This window comes from Paenibacillus sp. PL91 (assembly GCF_012935325.2).
Taxonomy (GTDB): Bacteria; Bacillota; Bacilli; order Paenibacillales; family Paenibacillaceae; genus Pristimantibacillus.
Genome location: NZ_JABBYG020000010.1, coordinates 162,581 through 183,256, shown reverse-complemented (window position 1 = coordinate 183,256; position 20,676 = coordinate 162,581). Strand labels below are relative to the sequence as shown.

Sequence of the window (20,676 nt, the reverse complement as noted above, 5' to 3'; positions counted from 1 at the left end):
TGTCATTTCATTTCTTCCAAACGGATTCCAGCTTATAAACGTCAACAGATCGGAAGAAGGCAGCTCCACCGCATGCGAACAGCTCCAGACCATCACTGCCTGGCGACGGATAAATCAAGGTCGTAAAGCTCGTTTCTCCGTTGTCGACGAACAGCTCAACGACCGATTCATCCACAAAAGCATGCAGCTTGATCGTTTTATCCGCTGCGCGGCAAGAAGCCTCAAACCGCTTGCCAAAATGAAACGGATTGCCCTCACGATTGATGAAATCGCTCCTGCCCGACGCCATCCGGTCTACGAATACCGTTTCCTTGGCAGGCTCATAGCCAATAACAGTTGACTCACTCCCCGTCTCCGAACAAAGCAAGCGCAGGCCAAATGAATCGGCATCCTCCCACTCGATAGTCGCGATCAGCTCGTAAGAGCTGCCTTGAAAATCAAGCTTAACCGTCTGATCCGCCGCCTCCACTGATGCAAACCGAAGCGAATCCGCTCTCAGCCTTTTAAGCTCGTCGATCGGCTGCTGGCAAAGTTTTATGAAACCGTCTGCTGAAGTCTTTAGTCCAAGCGAGCGCGGTATCGACATGCCGCCCTTCCAAGGCTCGGTCGGTCCGGCGAACGGGTACTTCCAATTGGATGTCCAGCCCAGCCAAATGCAGCGGCCGTCCTGCTGCGGAATGCCCGAATAGGTGACCGCCGCATAAAAATCTTGACCGTAATCGGTCCAGCTGATCTGCTCGCCTGTCGCATCATCGTTCACGAAGCGCCTTCCGTCAAACTCGCCGATAAAATATTGCGCGGTCGAGCCGTCCGTTTCCGCGTTATCGCCAATGCTGACGTGAAGCACCCATTTCTGGCGCTCGGAATCGCCATCTACCGGAAGCCGGAACAGATCCGGGCATTCCCAAACGGCTGCCTGAGAGCCTTGCCCTGCGCCGAACTCGCTTTCAAATTGCCATGCTGTCAAATTGCTGGACGAATAAAAATAAACCTTTTTATTTACGGAAACTACCATGATCCATTTGCCGCTAGGCTCATGCCAAAGCACCTTTGGATCGCGGAAATCGCGAATGCCCGGATTCGGAATGACCGGATTGCCGGCATGCTTCGTCCAGCTGCTTCCGCTGTCTCGGCTGTAAGCTAGGCTTTGTGATTGCAAGCCATCCTTGTAGTGGGTGAAGATCGCCACGAGTCCCGCTTCGCCGCCGAACAGCCCGCTCGAATCCTGCGTATCCACAACGCAGCATCCCGACCAAATGTCGCCCAGCTCATCGGATACGAGCGCTAGCGGCAGATGCTCCCAATGAATAAGGTCGCGGCTAATCGCATGTCCCCATCTTCCGGTAAACTGATAAAACTGATGGTATACGCCTTCGAAAAACACCATGCCGTTCGGATCGCTCATCGGCCCTTTGGGCGGCGTCAGATGATACTGCGGCCGGAACGGCTCCTTGTACAAATCGTTCATGCTCTTCCCTCCGGTTACCGTTTAATCTGTGGGAACGGATAATACAAGCTTCGATAGCGTAGTTTTTCCGCCCCTTGAATACCAGCCCCAAGCTTGCCCTGGCATTTTGTATATTCTAGTTGTAAGCGCGGAATCTCCGATATAGAAGACCGCCACATCATTTTCGATAATAATGGTGAATGGATAGTCAACGTCTGGCTTGAAGGCAATGGGTACCTGCACGTCGGGCTGGGTCGTAGGAAGCGTATCCCCGTTAGCCGCATCATAGCGAATACGTGCTTTAGCAGGCTCGATCTGAATGCCGTAAGCTTTCTCCGGCTCCTCGCCTACGCCAACCACTAAGCCGCTATAGGCAACCTTTTCATCGAATCGAATTGTTCCGGTAATCTTCGCCGTTTGCGGCATTTGCTCGAAAATCATGCCGCTGGTGCCAGCCGCACCGTCAAGCACCCACGTTTCACCGTTCTCGGCTGCGCTGCCCAGCGTGCGTGTCGCTTTCAGCTCAGTTGGCTTAGACAATAAGCGGTCAATCTCATCCGGCACCTTCACGCCCAGCGCGCCGTCCTTGCCAATCACCATTTGGTGAGCGACCATATTGCCGGCCCAATCCCATTTCATATAATCCTTTTCCAGCTGGCGCGTAGGCACCCAGCCGAACAGAAACCTCCGCTCGCCTAGCGCGCCTGTTTTGGCCGCATAGAACGCTCTTCCGTCAAAAACATCCTTTTCCGGCTTTACCCAAGGCCCGTCAAGCGAATCGCTGACACGGTAATGCGTAGACTTTTCGTCGCTGAACTCAGAGAAAACGAGAACCCATTTGCCGTTCATCTGGAAGACGTCCGGACATTCGAGCATAAAAAATGACGACGAGGCCTCGACCGAAAGCGGCTCTCGAACATCCCAATTGCTCAAATCCTTGGAAGCGAATACCGCGATGACGCCGCCTGTGCCTTCCTTTCTTGCGCTAAGCAGCATCCAATATTCGCCCTTCTCTTCATTGAATAGAACAAACGGATCTCGGAAGTCGTCTTTCTCATAACCGGCAGGCGCGTAAAAGGTATCCTTCTCCACCTTCGTCCAGCTCTTCAAATCTTTGCTAACCGCGTGCATAACCGCTTCCTTCGGCTTGCCCTCCTGCGGAAACTTCCAATTGTGGCCGGTATAATACGCATGGTACATATCGCCCGATTGGATGACGCTGCCCGTGCCAAGCGCCAAATCCTGCTCATGCTCTTCTCCAAAAGGGATCGATTCTCCTGCATAGGAATAGTCGGTCAAATTTGCTGTTGAAGCAAGGTGCCAAGGGTGAAAGCCGGGAGCGCCGTCCCGCCAATCCTGCAAATAGAACAAATGAATCTGGCCGTTATCGGAAAATGGCATGACATCGCCTACCCAGCCCTCAGGCGGCTTCCAGAACAACCGATCCTCGGCTTGCTTCGCGTCGTCTGCCGGTTTAGCCGTTGCAGCCGGCTCGGAGGAAACCGTTGCGCTAGGCGCCGCTGCCTCTTGCTCATTGCCGCTGCAAGAGCTAACCAAAGCAGCAGCAAGGCCAACCGCGGCAACTATAAGCGTCTTCCACTTTTTGTTCCAAATATCATTTCCCTCCCATCTGCGCGCTCATAACTATACCCGCCGCCATGCGTGCATGACGGCGGATCGATTCGCGTTTTATTTATTGGGTCAGCGTAATTTTAATGCCTTCCTCCAGCATTGCTTTGGCAGTAGCCGCGAATGTTCCAACCGGCGTGCCGTCCTTGATGCCTGTCAAAGCAGCCGTGTTCGCATCCCAATACTTCTCGACGCCAATCGGCGTAAATAGGATTTTGCCGCCAAGCGCATTCATTTGATCAACCTTCTCTTGGCCAAATTGCTTCACATTGTTTTCGGTTGCTACCTTAAGCTCGTTCTCGGACATCATTTTGATGAAAACGGCTGCGCCCTGCGGGTTTTTCGATACCGTCGGGATCGACCAGCCGGACATGCCGCCAGGACCAACGTCTTTAGCGCCCTTCGGACCTGTCGGTACGGGAACAAAATCAAGCTCGTAGTCGCTTTTGAATACCGTGAAGCCGCCGAACCCATATTCAGCCGTCATCGCCAGCTTGCCGTTTTTGAACTCTGCATTAAAGTAGTCGCCTTCCTTGTCCTTGTCGATATATTTGTCCTTCAGAAGCGCATCCTGCGTAAACTGCATCGCTTCTTTCATGTTGTCCGACTCATAATTGGAAGAGATCGAGCCGTCCTCGTTGTAGGAGAGCGATGTCACCCCGTTCGATGCAACCATAAGCGCGTAGCCCGCATCCCACCAGCCGAAGCCGAATTGGTCGTTTTTGCCGTCGCCGTCCGTATCCTGCGTAAGCTCAAGCGCCGTCGTGCGGAACGTATCCCATGTCCAGTTGCCTTCGCTGTACAGCTCGCCCGGCGTTTTGACGCCATTGTTATCGAACAGCGTTTTATTGTAGTAGATTACGATTGGAGCTGCGCCTACGCCCGCCGCGTAAGGCTTGCCGCCGAACGTGAACGCTTTGGTAACGGAAGTATTCCAGAACGGATCAGCCATATCCATGTACGGGTCAAGCGGCTGAACGATTTTTTTGAGCGGATAGACAGGGAAGTTTTGATCGTTCGCCTGCGCGACGTCTACTTGGTCGCCTGCATTGACCATCGAAATCAGCGTCGATTTTTGGTCGCCCCAAGGCACCGCAATGACGTTTACTTTACCCCCGTAAGCTTGCTCGAACTGTGCGACCGTTTCCCATACTGCGTCATAGGCAGCCGGGTTTGCCGCTTTGTTCTCTTCATATTGCTCTTTGGAGGTATGGTATAAAATCGTAATATCGCCGCTTTCGAGCTTAGGCGCTTCAGCCTTTGCCTCTTCCGTTGCTTCCGGCGTGCCGCCATTGTTCGTCGCTGCGCCTTCATTTGTTTTCGTATTGCCGCCATTATTGCCGGAGCAGCCGACCATTACCGTAACGAACATCATCATTGCAGCGATCATGATCGCAAGCGACTTCCTATTTTTGGCCATTGTAAAATGCCTCCCCTTATTTGCTTCCAATTGGTTGTTTCCCTTTTTTTATTTCGTTGACACCCTTATTCAGCTTGCAGCCACCTTGAGTCTAAACGCCAAATGCCGGGCCTCGCCTCCCTTCATGCACGTAGTCGCGTTATTTAATCGCAACATGCTCGATGCTGTCCGTGAAATACCGCTGCGTAACCAAATACAAAATGAACAGCGGCAGGATGGCGAGCAAAGCGCCTGCTTGAATGCGGGTGACGACGACAAGCGGATCGCTGATCGTCTGCACATTAACGACAGCCTGCAAATCGACGCGCAGCGACGATAAAGCAATCGCAAAGTTTTTCTTCAAATTGCCAAGCAGCAGGTTCGACATGTAGAACTCGTTCCAGTGCCATACGAAGGAGAAGAGAAACACGGTAATGATGGCGTTTTTCGCATTCGGAAGCATAACGGTAAAGAACGTTTTGAACGGTCCGCAGCCATCCATATACGCGGCATCCTCAAGCTCGTTCGGCATGCCCTTGAAAAATTGCCGGAAGATGAAGATGTAAAGCCCGGAGCGAAGCCCCATGCCTAGCATCGACGGCAGGAAAAAGGCGGAGTAGCTGCCGACGAGACTGATTGAATCCGGCCCGCCCGTCACGAGCTGGGTCAGCTTCATAATGCCGAACGCATCAAAATACTTCATGTCCGCATACAGCGGCAAAATAATCGTCTGCACCGGCACGACCAGCGTCAAGATGACGAGCGTGAACAAAAGCCCAGAGAAACGGAAATGAAATCGCGCGAAGCCGTATGCGACGAAGGCGCAGGATAGTACGTCTAGAAGCCCGCAGCCAATGCCAATGATCATGCTGTTCTGAAGCGCGCCCCAAAAGTCCATGACTCGCAGCGCGTCGGTAAAGTTGCTTAATGTAAAGGTCTTGGGCACCCAGATGACGCTTGGATCCATCGCCTCCGCGGGACGGCGGAGCGCCATGCTGAGCATGTATAACAGCGGATAGAGCAGTTGATAAGCCAGTGCCGCCAGCAGAGCGAACCTTGCGATGGAGGCAAGCGTCTTCCTTGCCCTATTCAGCTGCTTTTTCGGAATGATTGCATTCAAGTTCGAGTTCCCCGCTTTCCGTTTAATCCTGCATGTAGACGATGCGTTTCTTGAGCAGCATATAGACAGCGCCAAGGAACACGGCGATCACCAGGCAATACAGCCAGGCCAGCGCGCTGCTGTAGCCGAACCGCACCTGCGAGAATGCCGTATTGTAGATCATCAGGATGACGCTGTTTCCATAATCGGTGAACGTATCGATAATCGTGTAAATAATGTTGAGCATCATCATCGGCGTCAGCATCGGCAGCGTTATTTTCCAAAACTGCTCCCACGGCCTTGCCCCCTCAATCGACGACGCCTCGTACAAATAGCCCGGAATGGCATGCAAGCCTGCTAGGAACAGTAGTACCTGCACACCGGAGCGCCACGTTAAATCAAATATGCGAGCGATCACATTGTTAAAAATTTCGATGAGCTGCGAGCCAAGCCCAAGCTCCTGCAAAATACCGTTAATGCCGGCACCCGCGAACAAATACACGCTTCCTGCCCCGCCGCGCATCCCCTCGGAGAACACATCCTCCTTCAAAATTTGCATGAGCACGCCCGAGGCGATAATGACGGGAAGAAACGATACCGCCCGCATGAACCCTCTGCCTCGGAACTTGTTTTTTAGGAGCACGGCTACGAAAATGCTGTACACCAAGATGAGCGGAACGCCATACAGCATGTTCACAAAGGAATTGGTCGCTTCACGGATGAAGGCCGGGTCCTTGAACAAGGCGTACTCAAAATTGTCCCAGCCGATGAAGGCGCCGCGCAGCCCCTCAGGCGTCATCTCCATATTTTGAAACGAATAAAGGAGCGAAGTGAACAGCGGCTTCGCAAAAAACAATAGAAAGCCGAGCACCCAGGGTAGAACGAACAGAAAGCCGTAAAGCTCTTTTTTCTTTGTGTATGGCAAAGCTCGTAATTGTCTAATCATGCGTTCACCCCCTATCGGATGAGATAGCTAAGCGCCGGAATCGTATCAGCGCCAACGACAGCTTTCTCATGGTTGTAATTGACGATTGCCGTTTTGCCGCTTGCAAAAGTGGTGCGGAATACGCCGTCCTGCAGCTTCTCGTGATTCGTAATTGCCTGGCCTGCCAGCTCGCCAAGCGCTTCGTTCAACTGATTGTATTGCTCCGTCATATCCTCATATAGCAGATTTAAATCAACGCTATATAGCGAATCGTATTCCGTGCCTATCAATCGCGCGGAATCGTTTGCGATAAACTTAAAGGCAGGGAACGTGCCGGTCTCAATCAGCTTCAGCATATAGCGCTGCGGCATGCTCGATAGATTGATAGGCTCGCTGTAAGCAGGCAGCAATCCACTCACCGCAATGCTGTAGAACGGAATCTCCTCATCCTCCGAGTCGAAGCCGCTTGCGAACAGCGGTACGTCCGACAAGCTTTGCGCATAAGGGAACGTATACGCATTCGGCTGATCGAACAGCAAGCCGTCAAGATGGCTTTGCGCCGTCTCAAGGCTGCTTTCCCACGTGTTTCCCGTCACGTTCTTCGGCTGGCTGTCGCGCCGGAAGTCCGAATAGATGACCGAGCCGACGCTTTGCAGCGAAGCATGCTTCAGGCCGCCTTTCGCCGCAGCCGAGGCAAACCGATCAAGCGCCTCATTTACCGATGCTGGCTTCATCAGATACCAATGCTTCAATTCCTTGTTTTTCGTTTGATCGCTTAATCGGTAATCATACTTCAGCACGGGAGCGCGGCTGATGCCTTTGGCAGCATCCCAAAACTTGCTGAAGCCGTTGCCGCCTTCATATAATTTGACGGGATCAACAGCCGGGTAAAAAGCGATCCCCTTCGAATCCAGTTCTTTTGCCAGTGCCTTGAAGCCCTTGTTTCCACCAAGCTTTCCTTCTGCATCAAGCGACACCGGTACTTCATCCTTCGCACCGCCCGCTGCCCATCCCTCAAGCCGAATGGATAGATTCGCTATTCCGTCCTTTTGCAAACGATCAGCTGCATGAGCTGCGTCCTTGAAGGAGGTCAGCACCTCGACCGTGTTGTACGGAATGCCTAGAAACGTCCCCTTCTTCTTCACGCCGCCGACGAAGTCGACGAGCAGAGGAAGCTGCTTCTTGCCTGCTGCCGCTTGCGAAGCTACCGGCTTGACGCCAAGCTCCGTTTGCAAGTAGCTGCGGTACTTGCCAGCCATTCCCGCGTAATCGGCATCCTCGCCGTTAAGAAAGTAATACTTGACCTCGTAATCTGTTTCGCCCGTCATCGACTGCGAGGAACGGGTCACCTGCTTCTCGTTCAAGGTTCCTTCCAGCAGCAGATTCGTTTCGAATTCGAGCAGATTCAAATAGCTGAACACATTGTTGTACGTATTGTTTTTGCCGCTCACCTCGGCCGTAATGCCTGCTTGGTAAGCCCCTTTATGAATGACCGCGATAAAGGCCGAGTCATCCTTCTTCATGCCGAACACCGGCAGCCTGATCGCTTCCTTCGTATCCGTTTTGCTTGGATAATCCAGCGACTGGTCGCCGCCGTAAACTCTCTCGTTATAGCTTTTGTAGCCGCTTTTGCCATTGTTGAAATGGATTAAAGCGCCGCTGCCATCGGGCACGAACAGATAACCCTCGTTCTCGCTGCCCGCTGCCCCAAAAAACGGCAGCAGGCTAATATTGACCAGCTTGTATTTTTGCTGCTGCTTAATGCCTTCGGTTACGATTGTCGCCGACAAGGCATCGCCGCTTAGCGCATACCGGACGGGCACGGTAAAGCCTGCTTTCTGAAAGGCATAGGTGACTTCAATCCCGTTCGGAACCGTTTTCCATTCCGGCTGTATTTCCTTCACGCTTCCTGTGAAGCTGTTAAGCTGAAACGGCTTATTTTGGTCATCCACGTAATCGAGCAGCAGCTGCGCCGACAGATCCATTTTTTTGGCCCCCTTGGCCACCTTATCTGCTTCTCGATCGTCTGGATTACTCGTCCAAATCGCTCCTGTCGTTGTATCCGTCACAATGATCTCGGCCGTGGAAGGCGTATAATCGAGCGTAAGCCTGCCGGAATCCGCTGCGCGAACGACGTCGCCGCTTTGCGCTGACTTAGCCGCCTGCACTTGCCCTGCCGCAAAACTCAGCTCTAGTCCTCCCGCAGCAGACATTACAAGCAGCATTGCCGCCAAAAATGCCGTCCCTATTCGTAATTTCATGCTGCCTACTCCTTTCTGATCCGCGTTCTGCCTCATAAGCGGAACAGCATTTCGTTGTATACCGTATAGATGAACACATATACCTGCTGGAACAGCGTATAGAACAGCATGGTCAGGAAGATGACAACGCCCATCGCCGCGACCGTCAGGGCAACCGATTGAAGCGTCTTAACCGCCCCGTAATCATGAATGGTGAGCAGGCCGATAAACATCAGCACCGCGCTCCATACCATCGCCACTGACGTTAAATAGCCAAGAAACATACCCTCTTCTTGCACAAGCACCTTGCTGAGAAGCGTCGATACGACAACCGCTGCCACATAAGGAATGATGGCGTATGCGCTGACGATTGCAATTTGCCTTGCTTTGCCTTCACCATCCATCCATGTCGCCACAGCCCAGTTGCCGGCTACCCATAGCCCATACAGAGCTACGGTTTTTGCTGCGATCAGCCATACGTTTAAAGCGCTCAGATCGACAAGGTTAAACGTATAGCCCGTGCTTTGCCGCTTGAAGATCGAGGCGATAAAAAAAACGAGAACAATAATGCCCGAGGCTAGCAGAGAGCCCTTGCCCTCCTCCTTGACGGAATAAAAGCTGTCAAAGGGATGCAGCAGCGAGCTCAGCGGATTGAGTCTCTTCGAGGAAACAGCCGCAGCCATCATCGGTTAACCTCCCTTCGTCTCTTGCTCCTAGTACTTTTAAGCACTTTATAGCCGTAATAACAAACGATCGCGCCTATAAAAATCGTCATGATGATCGGCAGGTTCTCGCGTACGGCCGTCATCCGAATTTGCCCGAACGTATCCGAATAGCCCGATCGGTCCGTCCCTTGCCGGTAATAGGAGAGGGCAGCATCATAGTTCCCTTCCTTCTCAAGCGCCTTGGCAATCCCCACATAAGCGATGCTGTTATTGGCATTTCGCTTGGCAACTGACTGCCAGATCACCGCCGCTTCCTCGTATAGCCCCTGGTTGTATAGAACAGTCGCTTTACGAACTAGCGAGCCATATTCCGATAGCGCGAACCTCGTCACATTGCGCTTTGCCGTATCGAGCACAAGCACCTCGCCCTTCCAATATGCCACCGCAGAGGGTTGCAGGAAGGTTCCCTTCTGATTGCCGAGCGAGCCGAATACCGCAATCGGATTGCCTTCCGAATCGTATTCGAATACACGTCCTCTCGTGCGGTCCAGCCCGGCAATGAAGCCGTCCTCGTCTACGCTTAGGTCGACGAACGACGTATCCTGCTTCACTCCCTGCTTGAAGGAAAACTCCTTGTCGCCAAAATCGCTGCCGCTTTGGCCCATCAGAACGTTGTTGCCAAGCGGGTTCAGCTTCTTTATTTCTTCCCGCGAATTTTTGGATATGATCGTCGTCGTATAGACGAAATTGTCATAGCCGATATCGAGGTTCGAATATTCGATAGGCAGCAGCTTCATCATCGCCGAGCGCTGCTCCTTCGACAGCAGGTTTTTCCAAAAGGTTTCGAGCACGACAGCCGGCGTTACCTCCACCTTATTGCTCCCGTAATAGCCCGTAAATTGCCCCTCGCTGTTAAACTGCATGAGACCGTAGAACTGCCCTTCGGACAGCACATAAATGCGCCCGGCTTGATCGGCAGCCACCTTCGTCGGCTTAAACTTAAAGCCCGCTGGAATGAGCGGATCGGTTGGCTTCTCAATGACCAGCTGCACCTTCTTATCCGCGCCAACTCGCAAAATGCGGCCGTTATCCTTATCGGCGATATACATCGTGCCGTCACCTGCAACAAACAGTCCCATCGGCGAAGCAAGCTTCATCTCTTTGCCGCCTAAATCCAGCTTGTCAATGATGTCGACGGTCTCAAACCGGTCATTCAGCTTTACGATCCGTTTATTTCCGGTATCCGCGATGTAGATATTGCTGCGCTTGTCAACGAACAGATCCTGCGGCTCGCTGAAGGTCCCGGCTCCTATCTCGTTTCCCGAATACGTGCGCTCGGGCAAATAGCTGGCGGGGGCCGCCTTCGATGTATTCCATTCGTCGTAAACATAAGACTGGTAAGGCGCCTCCGCCTTTACCACTATCGGCGCTGCGGCCAAAGTCGGGAGAAGCAGCGCGGCAGCCAGCACAAGTTTGATTTTCATGGCTTCACCTTTACCCTCCATCATTTGATCCCGGCGAAGGTCATCGTCTCAACAACCTTCCGCTGCAGTAATATAAATACGATAATGGGCGGAATCATCAGGATGACCGCTGCGGCTGCTCCGGCACCCATCCTTGCTATAGGGTCGCCTGTTACGATTTGCTCAAGCGCCATTCGGAACACCTTGAGCGATTCGTCAAAAATGAGCTCCTTCGGCGCATAGTTCCATAAATTAATAAATTGGAAGATGACGACCGTCATAATGGCAGGCGTCGAATTCGGCCAAATGATCGAGAAGAACGTACGAAATTCGCTCGCCCCGTCAATGCGCGCCGCCTCCAAAATCGCGTCAGGAAGCTGCTCGATGAACTGCTTCATGAGGAACAGCCCAAGCGATGCGCCAATCCAAGGCAGCACTAACGCCACATAGGTGTTTACAATGCCCAGCTGCGACATGAGCACGAACTGCGGAATGAATGTCACCTGCGGAACGAACATCAGCGCCATGACGATGATGGAGAACAAAACATTTCTTCCCGGGAACTTATGCTTCGCGAGCGGATAGGCCGCCATTGCCGCGAACAGCACATGCAGCGCCGTACCTACAATCGAGATAAAGGCCGTATTAAAAATGTACCGGGACAGCGGCACCCACATATTGGATGCCAGCTGGAACAAATCCGTAAAATTATTGAATGTCGGCCTCATGACGATTAGGCGAGGCGGGAATTGCAGCAGCTCGTCAATCGGCTTCAGCGATGTTATGACAGCGAAGATGAACGGAAACGCGGAGAAAATACCGAGAAGCGCCACGAATCCGAATATCGCGATGTTGCCGGCAAGCGAGCGCCTTGCTTTCGTGCCGGATTTTTTAGTAGTAATCGTGAACATGGATGTCCTCCTGCGATCAAATTCCGACCTTCTGCAATATTTTCGTAACGAGCCGGTTCGTAAATACCATCATGAAAAACAAGACGACCGCCATCGCGGATGCATAGCCCATCTCATAACGGATGCTGCCGTAATCCATAATGTGGGTGACCAGCGTTTCGCCTGCATACTCCGTGCTTGGAAAGCCTGCAAGCTGTATGGAAACATCGGCGACGCTGAAGGAGATAACGATTTGCATAACCGCTCCGAAGATCAACTGCGGAATCATCGAGGGCAGCGTAATATACCACAGCTCCTGGAACCGATTTTTGATGCCATCCATAACGCCCGCTTCATAGAGGCTGCGGTCCACCGTTTGCAAGCCTGCCACGAAGGCCAGGAAGCTTATGCCTAGACTCATCCAAAGCTGAACGACGATCAGAATGAGCAAAATGTACTCCTTATCAAGCAGCCATGCGATAGGGTCGCTTATGATTCCTAGCCCCATCAGCATGCCGTTCAAATAGCCGTAAGCATCCGGGCTGAATATGAGCCGCCACATCGGGAATACCGATATCCCAATAATAGTCGGGATATAAAATACCGTCGTCGCGATGGAGCGCAGCGTCTTCGACAGATCGTTAATCATCCAAGCGACCAGGAAGCTAAGCAGGTAGCTTAGCGGACCCGTCACGAAGGCGAAGAACAATGTGTTTTTCATCGCGACGATAAAGATGTCATCATCCAGAAACAACCGGATGAAGTTATACCAGCCGATAAAGCGCGGCGGCTCAATCATGTTGTAGTAGGTAAAGCCCAGCACGATCGATAGAACGACGGGAAGTATGGTGAAGAGCAGAAAGAAAATCATGTACGGCGTCATCAGCAAATAGCTTTCCTTATGTCTGCCGATCGTTTGGCTTATTGACCTTTTCATTGCTCCACCCCGAATTCATACCTTTTTCGTTTAATTTCTTCATTGATGCCCTTATTCCAATAGAAGAGGCTCTCCCTCGCATTGCCCATTTGGAACACGACCTCGCGGAACGCATTATCGATGTTTCGTGACGTATAATAGCCCCCCGGAAGCTCTGGAATTTCGTTGACCTGCTTCCACTGCTCGGTTAGATTTGCCTGCTCGGCGCGGCTCCAATTGGTCGATTCGAACGAGATCAGATTGGCTGGCACTCTTCGGCCCAGCACGCCCATCTCGTTTTCCAGCTCGCTTGCGAACTGGCTTTGGATCTCCGGCCGGTTGAACCATTTCATGAATGCCCACGCATCATCCTTGTTTTTGGCATCCTTCAAAATGATCGAAGCCGTACCCGTCGCGCCGGTCGAGCGGTCAATCGTTCCGTCCGTTCTTTTCATGCCCGGTATCGGCACCATATCCCATGTGCCGGTTATTTCAGGCGCTGCTGCCGCCAAGCGGGTATACAGCTTATAGGTCGAGACGACGATCGGCATCTCTCCTGTACGGAAACGGTTAAAGTCATCCTTGTAGAGCGGATAATCGTAAAGGTTATAAAAGTCCGTCCACTGTTTGAAAGCGGTGAACGCCTGCGGCTCGTCGAAGCGCGTACCGTCCTCCTTCTCATTGTAGATGCTGCTGCCGTTTTGCATGAGAAGCGTCGGGAACAGATTAAGCGAGCCAATCCCTTTCGTCAGCAGCTGAAAGGCATCCAGATTCTCGTATGGCAAGCCGATTTGCATATTGTTGTTTTGCAGTACGGGAGCGATTTTGAGCAGCTCCTCCCAGGTTTGCGGAGGCTCGATGCCAAGCTCCTTCAAGACGTCTTTCCGGTAGAACAGCATAAAAAATTCCTGATCATCCGGTATGGCGAAGGTACTGTCCTTGTACTGGTACGGAATGAATGCCGTATCCATGTATTCCTTCCTCATCGAATCGAATTCGCTGAATGAATCAAGGGGAGTCAGCGCTCCGCGTACAGCTAAGTTCATCGTATCGCCGCGGCTTGTGAATAGATTGACATCCGGCCCTTCTCCCGCCATTACGGCAGTCACAAGGGAGGTTCCGACCAAATTCAAATTGACGCTAATGCCCGTTTCGGGAATGAATGACTCATCAATCAATCGCTTTAATACAAACGCTTGGTCGCGGCCGAGTCCCGTCCATACTTGAATGGAGCGCTCCGCGTCCTCGCTGCCTTCCATGGAATCGTAGTTTTGCAGAAACGAGCCTGCGAATGCCCGAATTTCATGCATGCTTTGCGCGATAAGTCCCGCTTCCGCCTGCGGACGTTCCTGCTCCTTCGAGGCAATATACAAATAATCAAGCTCAAGCGGCTGCTTCATGGCGCTTAGCATCCAATCGGCTAGCGCCGTAATGTTTGTTTTGTAATTTTCCAAACGCTTCGGTATTTGGTCCGGCCGGTCGATGAACCCATCCAGCTGAAGCGCAAGCAGCTTTAAATTGCGGGAGCCTGCATTCGCTTGCCCTGACAATTGATCAAGTCTGACTGCTTCCTCTTTCATTTGCGCGGACAGTTTTTCGAACTGCATGATCAAGCCCGGTACGCTTTTGTCGATTTCATAATCGCGGTAGATATCAGGCTTGACGCCCGTAATCATCACGATTTTGCGGTACAGCTGATTGAGGTCGTAGACCATTTGCTGAATGCTTTGCGCCGCCGGCGCAAGGTCGCCAAGCGTAACCTCCAGCTTAAGCTCATGCTCGCCCTTCGCCATATAAAATAAGTACGGCTTGCCAGCCTCTTCCCCCAGCTCCTTCACATCCCATTTCAATTCATAGGGGAAACGAACCGCATTCAGCTCTTGGAACGGGACGCTGCCGTCCAGCTCGATCTTCCTGGAGACGAATGAGCCCTTCACCTCATTCTGATGATAACGAACGCCGATTTTGTAAAGTCCGTCCGCCGGCACCTCGAATTTATAGCTGATCCATTGGCCGGGGGCATCCCAGTTGCTGCCGCCGATCGTGTTGATTCGAAGCTTCGTCGGGCTATAAGGAGTCGTCAACGGCGATGTTCTGTCGGTCGTCGGAAACAATCCCGATGCCGACTTGGCATACGCGTGCTCCGCTTGAACCGTAACGAAGGTTTTGCCGCTTCCATCGGAAGCATTCGATGCAAGTGATGCTTTGTACTCCGCATAGTTTTGCGTATTCGTTACCTTCGTCAGCTGGAGGTAATCCACAACCGCGCTCTCCCTCACATTTTCAAGCCGGATCACATGCTCGCCCTTCTTCAGCGAGAGGCGAAGCGGCCCATCCTCCAGCTCTCCTGCGGCCGCCACTTTCGTGTTCAGCCATACTTCTCCTTCAAGCTGCTTCGGCCGAAGCTCGTTCCCGCCGCTTCTCTTCAGCGCGCCCGGCTCGTCGTAGAACAACCGGTTCAGCTCAAAGGGCGCATACGGATCAGAAATCGCCTCACCGTCGACATAGAGCATAAACTCGATCGGCTGCCCATTTCCTTTAAGCGGATAATAGCCGAGGGATAGCTCAAAATCGGCATCATCCGCTACGTTAACCGTCCATTCAAGCGTCTCGCCCTCATTCCACTGCGCGACTTGCTCTCGTCCCTGCCACTCTGGCAGAACAACCGCACTCGCTTGCGCAGCGTTTATGCTGCCCGCACCGAGCAAAATGCCATCTGTCGGACGCTTGGCACCCGTAAGCTTGTATGCTGTTGCGCTAGCGGCCTCCTCCTCGGAATAGGAGAACACTGCCGCCGCGCCTATCGTTACAATGAGAAGCAAGCACATCACGCTGTAAAAGATCCAATTTTTATTCACGGCCAACCCCCGAATTCGTTTTTTCCGCTCTCCCGCCCTGAATAATCAGGGTGAGGGCTCCTTGAATTTCTGCTGCACGATCACTATATCAAAAAGAAATCGGCACTAATTTCACTATGCTCGGGTTCGGACTTTCAAAGTTTTTGGTTCAAACAAAAAAAAAAGAGGCTATCTCAAAAGTAGTAAGCTCACTGGAGAGATAGATTCGCTTTGAACGGAAATGTTGGAAAACATGAAAAATAGCGGTACAGGGGGCTATTCCTGTACCGCTATTTTTCTATTCTGGTCTATGGTTGCTTGCTTCATGAGATTATGGGCATGCGAAAGCCACCCCACTTCCAAGCTTACTTTTGGCAAGCCACGAAGCAGGAATCGGCGGAATCCGGTTATTCTTTATTTGCCGAATACACTTTCGGGTTCAATCATTCATGCCAGTTCCTTTCGTAAGCCGGGAGAGGTATTTGACGCTGATCCTTCTTGAAGGGCTTCACGCGGCCTTAGTGACCGATTGCTTCACTTTAATTCCTTATTACAATCAAGAAACACCTATTCAGAGGTCATTCATTATTTTAGAGAAAATTACAATGCGAAGCTGCAAAGCCTTCTATTCATTTTACTCAATCGAAACGGTTGAGGATGCTGGTTAATACGAATCACTTCCCCGTCTTAACCCTATTATGCAGCTGCACTGGCGATTGATGTGCTGAGAATGGGGCTGCGACCTCTAGAGACAGCATTAACGTGAAAAACTCCCGTTATTTCAAGTGTTTTTGAGCGAAAGTCAGGTTTAGATGGATTTTCTCCCGTTAATTTATCGCTTTTGACCCTCTTTCGGTGAAAGTGAGCCGATTAACGGGAGTTTTTCCAGCTAAATGATCGATCTGCCATCTCAAAGGGAAAATAGATGGAGCTTTTCCTGTTAATTCCACAAAAATGAAATAATTTGGGGTTTCTTTTTATTTCTAACTTATGAATTAGAACAATGAGCGCTAGAATAAGCGAAAGATCTCGTGGAAAGTAAGGTTAAGGAGCGAATGACAGAGACTCAAGGAGCTCCGGGGGCTCTCAACTAACTGGTTAGAAAATTTTATAGTTAGGAAAAGGCAATGGAGCAGAATAGGGCTGTCCCAAAAGCCAATTCATGATTTTTTATGCTCCACTTCGACCTCGTCCCCACTTAGCAGTGGGTTAAGAGGTCCCTTCGCTTATAAATCGGGGTGTTCCCACTTTTGAGACAGCCCTTTTCATTAATGGGTATATCGCATATCTCTATAAATCTGTAAGGCTTCGGAGAGAAATTTTTTATCATATCCCGTTTTTTGATTTATTCTCAAACACCATTGTTCAATATCTTCTGTTTTTGGCTCATCAACTAATCCTTCTGTTGTGCTTAGAATACTTCCCCAATTGTAAAATTCCCAATGTGCGGTTTCAGCCTTATAGGGAATCCTGCATTCTAACAAAGGTATCGTTTTTATCGTATTTTGGGATATTTCAGCAGCTCTCCATAAATCAAAGCTATTAATCTTGGTAAGATCAAAGCTTTGCTTACTCATTTTCCCGTTTGGTCTATGGTAATGAACGGTGAACAAATCACCTTCTGCATTCACTTGGATTTCTGCCGCAGGAAAGAAACCTTTATATTTATGCTCACTGCCCGCTTCTATTTGGATTGGGTTTAGCCACTGGTCTCCTAAATCGCAAAAATAACGTTTCCCTTTCTCATCTTTCGCTATTACAGCAACGTGTGCATCCGGTGTTCCAAGATCATGACCAACGGGATAAGCTTCAATACCCTCATTTTCAAACTCATGCAGCAGCCAAATGGTGAGGTCAAAACAATTGCCCGTTATGCCATATCGCTCGTAATGCTCCTTCATGAGAGTTACTTCTCTTTGTTTTTTTGCGGTATTCTGTTTATAGAACCAAGCTTTTGTTAATGTTTCCATTGGAAACCTATCGAATTTTCTCCATACTCTTAAAATTTCATCAGCAGCAAACATATGCGGTTCTCCTTTCTAAGCGTTTTATTTCAGCTTATGATATTACTGCGCCTCGCCTTTATGCCTACTAAAAAATACGCAAGGTAGCCCAGCACATTGAATAAAGCAAAACCGATGATCCAGCCGGCGTTCAAGCGTTGATGGTGATAGGCATTGATCGTAGCCCAAATCGTAAATAAAACCGCATAAATCGCAATGCCTGCTGTGAGAAGGTAACCAACTAGCGTAGCCAGATTTTTGGACTCCAAATGGATAAACCATTTATCGCTCTGCGCATAATAGAAGTCCATTACGGAAGAAGGCCGCATTTCTCTAACGTACCGATAGATAGGCTCTGCTTGATGATTGAAGTAAGATACGCTGCCCTCAGCTGTTACTGTTTTGACCTCGCTCGTCTTATAGATTTGAACGTTTGTAATTTGTTTTGCATCTCTTACTATAGCTTTAATGGTCTTGTCCGTCTGCTCTGAAATGACTGCTTGTTTGTCTAGCACATCATACAAGGATCTAGAAATAGCAGCGTTTTCAGCTCTATTATCCGTTTCAACCTTCCATATCACGCCAGACGCCACCAGACTAATAAGAAGAAAGGCAAAAGCGATATACAGCACCCTTTTAGCGAAAATTTTCTGTGCTTTAAACAATTGGCCGACAACAACGCGCATTTCCTTTTCCCCGCCGAATCGTTCGATCGCAATCGCTATCGCATCCTGCTCTGATTTTCCTTCTATTTTCAATTCATGGACGGCCTCTAGCAAATGGTTTTTCATTTCCGCCTTTAATTCTTGGATCTCTTTCTTGTTTCCTCCTGCATTTTTATAGACCGAGTCTACAAACAGCTCAATTTGACCCATCTTATTCTCCCCCTCCTATAAACGAATCCATCATTTTTTTCAAAAATTGCCACTCCGAACGTTTTTGTTCAAAGCCCTCTTCACCAAGCGAAGTTAGCTTATAATATTTCCGTCTTCCCCCGGGACCCTGTTCTTCGCCCCAATAAGATGTGATCCATTTATTGTTTTCCAAACGCTTTAATGACAAATAAAGCGTGCCTTCTTTCAGATCAAATTGACTTTCGCTTTTCTCCCGAACAAGCTTTGCCAGCTCATACCCATATCTGTCCTTGCTATGTAACAACGAGAGGATTAGCGTATCGATATGACCCTTAAGCACCTCTTTGTTCAATTCCATCCTTTTCACCTCCTAGTTGTACTTTAAAATATAATACTCTATAATGCAAGGTATTCATTCAAAAAAACACTTCAGCTGTCACTAAAGCAAAAAAAACAGCCTAGGCTTATGCCTAGGCTGTTCGTTATTATGATCTTGCGGTATTGCTCCGTCCCGGCAGCACGATGTTCCGATACAACCTCACCGTTAAGAGATAGTAACCCGAATAAATAGCAGCAAATAATGCGATTGGAATCCAGATGCGATAGTACGGCTCGGCCAAAATGAACGAAAATAGGTTCATCCCGACTAGTACATGCAAGAGACCGGCGATCCCAGGGAACAGAAACACGAGGAACAGCTCATGATAGATCGAGCGTGACAGCTTCTCCCGCCTTACGCCCAGCTTGCTTAGCATCTCATAACGCTGGACGTCTTTAGCAGCGCCTGACAAAATTTTAAACATCAAGCAGCTTGCCATCATAGCGAGGAAAGCTATGCCAAGGAAGAAGCCCATGAAGAGGGTGCCGGTCGCATTGCCAAGGGCATACTGGTAATACTGATACTTGCTCCATGACATGTAATCATCATTATTTTTATCAATTGCAAGCTTGTCGAGCGCTTCCCAGGAGGAGCGGTTAGCCAAAAAATCGCTCGTCTTTCCGATGACGATAACCTTTTCGTCTGATTGAAGCTTCTGCAAGGATTGCTCATCGACAATACGGTAGCTTAATGACTGGTCCGGAGTTATCCGCGACAAAAAATCTTGCCACTCCTCACTATAAGGCGTCGCCCTATCGTCCGCACCTGTCGGAAGCGCCTCTGTAATTCGATTGAGCGGATCGCCGTATTTCTGATTACTTGTCAGACTTGCAAATGGGCGGTGGCTTTCGAGATCTTCCTTTGCGAAATAGATTAGCTCATTCTCGATTTTATAACGGTATTCCAGCCGCTCCGTGAATGGGATTTCAGCAAGAACAGCCTCCACTTCAGCTGTTGGATCATGCACAATGGCGTCATATACGCTATAGCTCTCGCCCTTAATTTTGGCATCGTTTACGAAAGCCATTCCACCGGAAATTGCGCCCGCGCCGAGCGCGATCAGCATGGCAACAGTTGCCAGCAGCTTCGTTAGGCCATTGATTCGGAAGGATAGCTGTCCGTAAGTAAATGCCTTTATTCCGCGCGTGTTGTTGCTTTTTTTCCATTTTGCTACAAGCGGCGGGAGCAAAGTCATGAACAACAGATAGGTGCCGAGCGGTGTCATGACGGTCGCGGTATACAGACCAATTTCCCGCAGCTGCTCCATAAAGGTCAGAGAAACATAGCCTAGTCCCAAGGCGATGAGCCCTACAACAGCAAGCAGCACTTTCCAGAAGCTGCTCTGCCACATCCGGTCCGCTTGAACACTGCCATGCACAAGCTGCAGCACCTGCAAACGAGCCAGCTTCAGCTGGTTCCAAATGGCAGACAAAGCGAACAGGATGACAAAGAAAAAGGCTGTAAACAAAACAGCTGGCATATACACTGCGTGGTAGCCGGATAAGTTCGCATTCAGCTGCTTCGCAATCAGCTGTCCGACAAGCTCGGACAACCCGAACCCAAGCGCAAGTCCGGCCGCGAGCGAGATAAAACCAAGCGCGATCGTCTCGATAAACATAAGCGAGCGTATTTTGCTTTTTCTCGCACCGAGCACCATATAAAGACCGAATTCACGCTGGCGCAGCGAAAGCAAAAATCCGTTCGCATAAAGAATGTAAAAAAACGTAATCGACGAGAGCAGCACCGAGCCTAGTATATACACTAACTGTATCGAATTAATGATTGCGTTCTCTTCCGTGAAGCTGCGGTTCCACGCCATCGTCTGAAACATATAAAAAATGGAGATCGACATGACGAGTCCCGCGAGAAGCACGATATAATCCTTGTATTTGCTTTTCATACCGGATAAAGCTAATTTCATTAACATGAT

Annotated in this window: 15 protein-coding genes and 1 pseudogene; all 16 read right to left on the bottom strand. The window is 50.3% G+C overall.

Features of this window, described 5'->3' with window-relative positions:
* Window positions 1-7: 7 nt before the first annotated feature.
* The gene (locus HI950_RS22340; protein WP_169082651.1) at window positions 8-1,468 is read right to left on the bottom strand and encodes a glycoside hydrolase family 32 protein; all 1,461 of its coding nucleotides are present in this window, start codon (window positions 1,466-1,468) and stop codon (window positions 8-10) included.
* Window positions 1,469-1,489: 21 nt separating this feature from the next.
* Window positions 1,490-3,004, bottom strand: a complete 1,515-nt coding sequence (locus tag HI950_RS22335) for a glycoside hydrolase family 32 protein (protein ID WP_169082652.1) — start codon at window positions 3,002-3,004, stop codon at window positions 1,490-1,492.
* Between the two features lie 136 nt (window positions 3,005-3,140).
* Window positions 3,141-4,496, bottom strand: coding sequence for an ABC transporter substrate-binding protein (locus HI950_RS22330; RefSeq protein WP_169082653.1), 1,356 nt, complete (start codon window positions 4,494-4,496; stop codon window positions 3,141-3,143).
* Window positions 4,497-4,635: 139 nt separating this feature from the next.
* Window positions 4,636-5,595 (bottom strand): carbohydrate ABC transporter permease, encoded by a 960-nt coding sequence (locus HI950_RS22325; RefSeq protein WP_169082654.1) that lies wholly within the window; start codon window positions 5,593-5,595, stop codon window positions 4,636-4,638.
* Window positions 5,596-5,617: 22 nt separating this feature from the next.
* Window positions 5,618-6,520 (bottom strand): carbohydrate ABC transporter permease, encoded by a 903-nt coding sequence (locus HI950_RS22320; RefSeq protein WP_169082655.1) that lies wholly within the window; start codon window positions 6,518-6,520, stop codon window positions 5,618-5,620.
* A gap of 11 nt (window positions 6,521-6,531) precedes the next feature.
* Complete coding sequence (locus HI950_RS22315; protein WP_169082656.1) at window positions 6,532-8,760, bottom strand: DUF5696 domain-containing protein; 2,229 nt, start codon at window positions 8,758-8,760, stop codon at window positions 6,532-6,534.
* Between the two features lie 32 nt (window positions 8,761-8,792).
* The gene (locus tag HI950_RS22310) at window positions 8,793-9,425 is read right to left on the bottom strand and encodes a YIP1 family protein (RefSeq protein ID WP_169082657.1); all 633 of its coding nucleotides are present in this window, start codon (window positions 9,423-9,425) and stop codon (window positions 8,793-8,795) included.
* The gene (locus tag HI950_RS22305) at window positions 9,422-10,888 is read right to left on the bottom strand and encodes a hypothetical protein (RefSeq protein WP_169082658.1); all 1,467 of its coding nucleotides are present in this window, start codon (window positions 10,886-10,888) and stop codon (window positions 9,422-9,424) included. The genes HI950_RS22310 and HI950_RS22305 overlap by 4 nt, the downstream gene beginning before the upstream one ends.
* A gap of 20 nt (window positions 10,889-10,908) precedes the next feature.
* Window positions 10,909-11,778, bottom strand: coding sequence for a carbohydrate ABC transporter permease (locus tag HI950_RS22300; protein WP_169082659.1), 870 nt, complete (start codon window positions 11,776-11,778; stop codon window positions 10,909-10,911).
* 16 nt (window positions 11,779-11,794) lie between these two features.
* Window positions 11,795-12,694 (bottom strand): carbohydrate ABC transporter permease, encoded by a 900-nt coding sequence (locus tag HI950_RS22295; RefSeq protein ID WP_169082660.1) that lies wholly within the window; start codon window positions 12,692-12,694, stop codon window positions 11,795-11,797.
* Window positions 12,691-15,531 (bottom strand): extracellular solute-binding protein, encoded by a 2,841-nt coding sequence (locus tag HI950_RS36800; RefSeq protein WP_169082661.1) that lies wholly within the window; start codon window positions 15,529-15,531, stop codon window positions 12,691-12,693. The genes HI950_RS22295 and HI950_RS36800 overlap by 4 nt, the downstream gene beginning before the upstream one ends.
* A gap of 255 nt (window positions 15,532-15,786) precedes the next feature.
* A pseudogene (locus tag HI950_RS37295) lies at window positions 15,787-15,957 on the bottom strand (transposase); the annotation flags it as partial.
* A gap of 821 nt (window positions 15,958-16,778) precedes the next feature.
* The gene (locus tag HI950_RS22285) at window positions 16,779-17,534 is read right to left on the bottom strand and encodes a hypothetical protein (RefSeq protein WP_169082662.1); all 756 of its coding nucleotides are present in this window, start codon (window positions 17,532-17,534) and stop codon (window positions 16,779-16,781) included.
* A 29-nt stretch (window positions 17,535-17,563) separates the two neighbouring features.
* Entirely contained in the window at window positions 17,564-18,388 is an 825-nt protein-coding gene (locus HI950_RS22280) for a permease prefix domain 1-containing protein (RefSeq protein ID WP_169082663.1), read from the bottom strand.
* A gap of 1 nt (window position 18,389) precedes the next feature.
* The gene (locus tag HI950_RS22275) at window positions 18,390-18,725 is read right to left on the bottom strand and encodes a PadR family transcriptional regulator (RefSeq protein WP_169082664.1); all 336 of its coding nucleotides are present in this window, start codon (window positions 18,723-18,725) and stop codon (window positions 18,390-18,392) included.
* Between the two features lie 127 nt (window positions 18,726-18,852).
* Complete coding sequence (locus tag HI950_RS22270; protein WP_169082665.1) at window positions 18,853-20,673, bottom strand: ABC transporter permease; 1,821 nt, start codon at window positions 20,671-20,673, stop codon at window positions 18,853-18,855.
* Window positions 20,674-20,676: the final 3 nt, after the last annotated feature.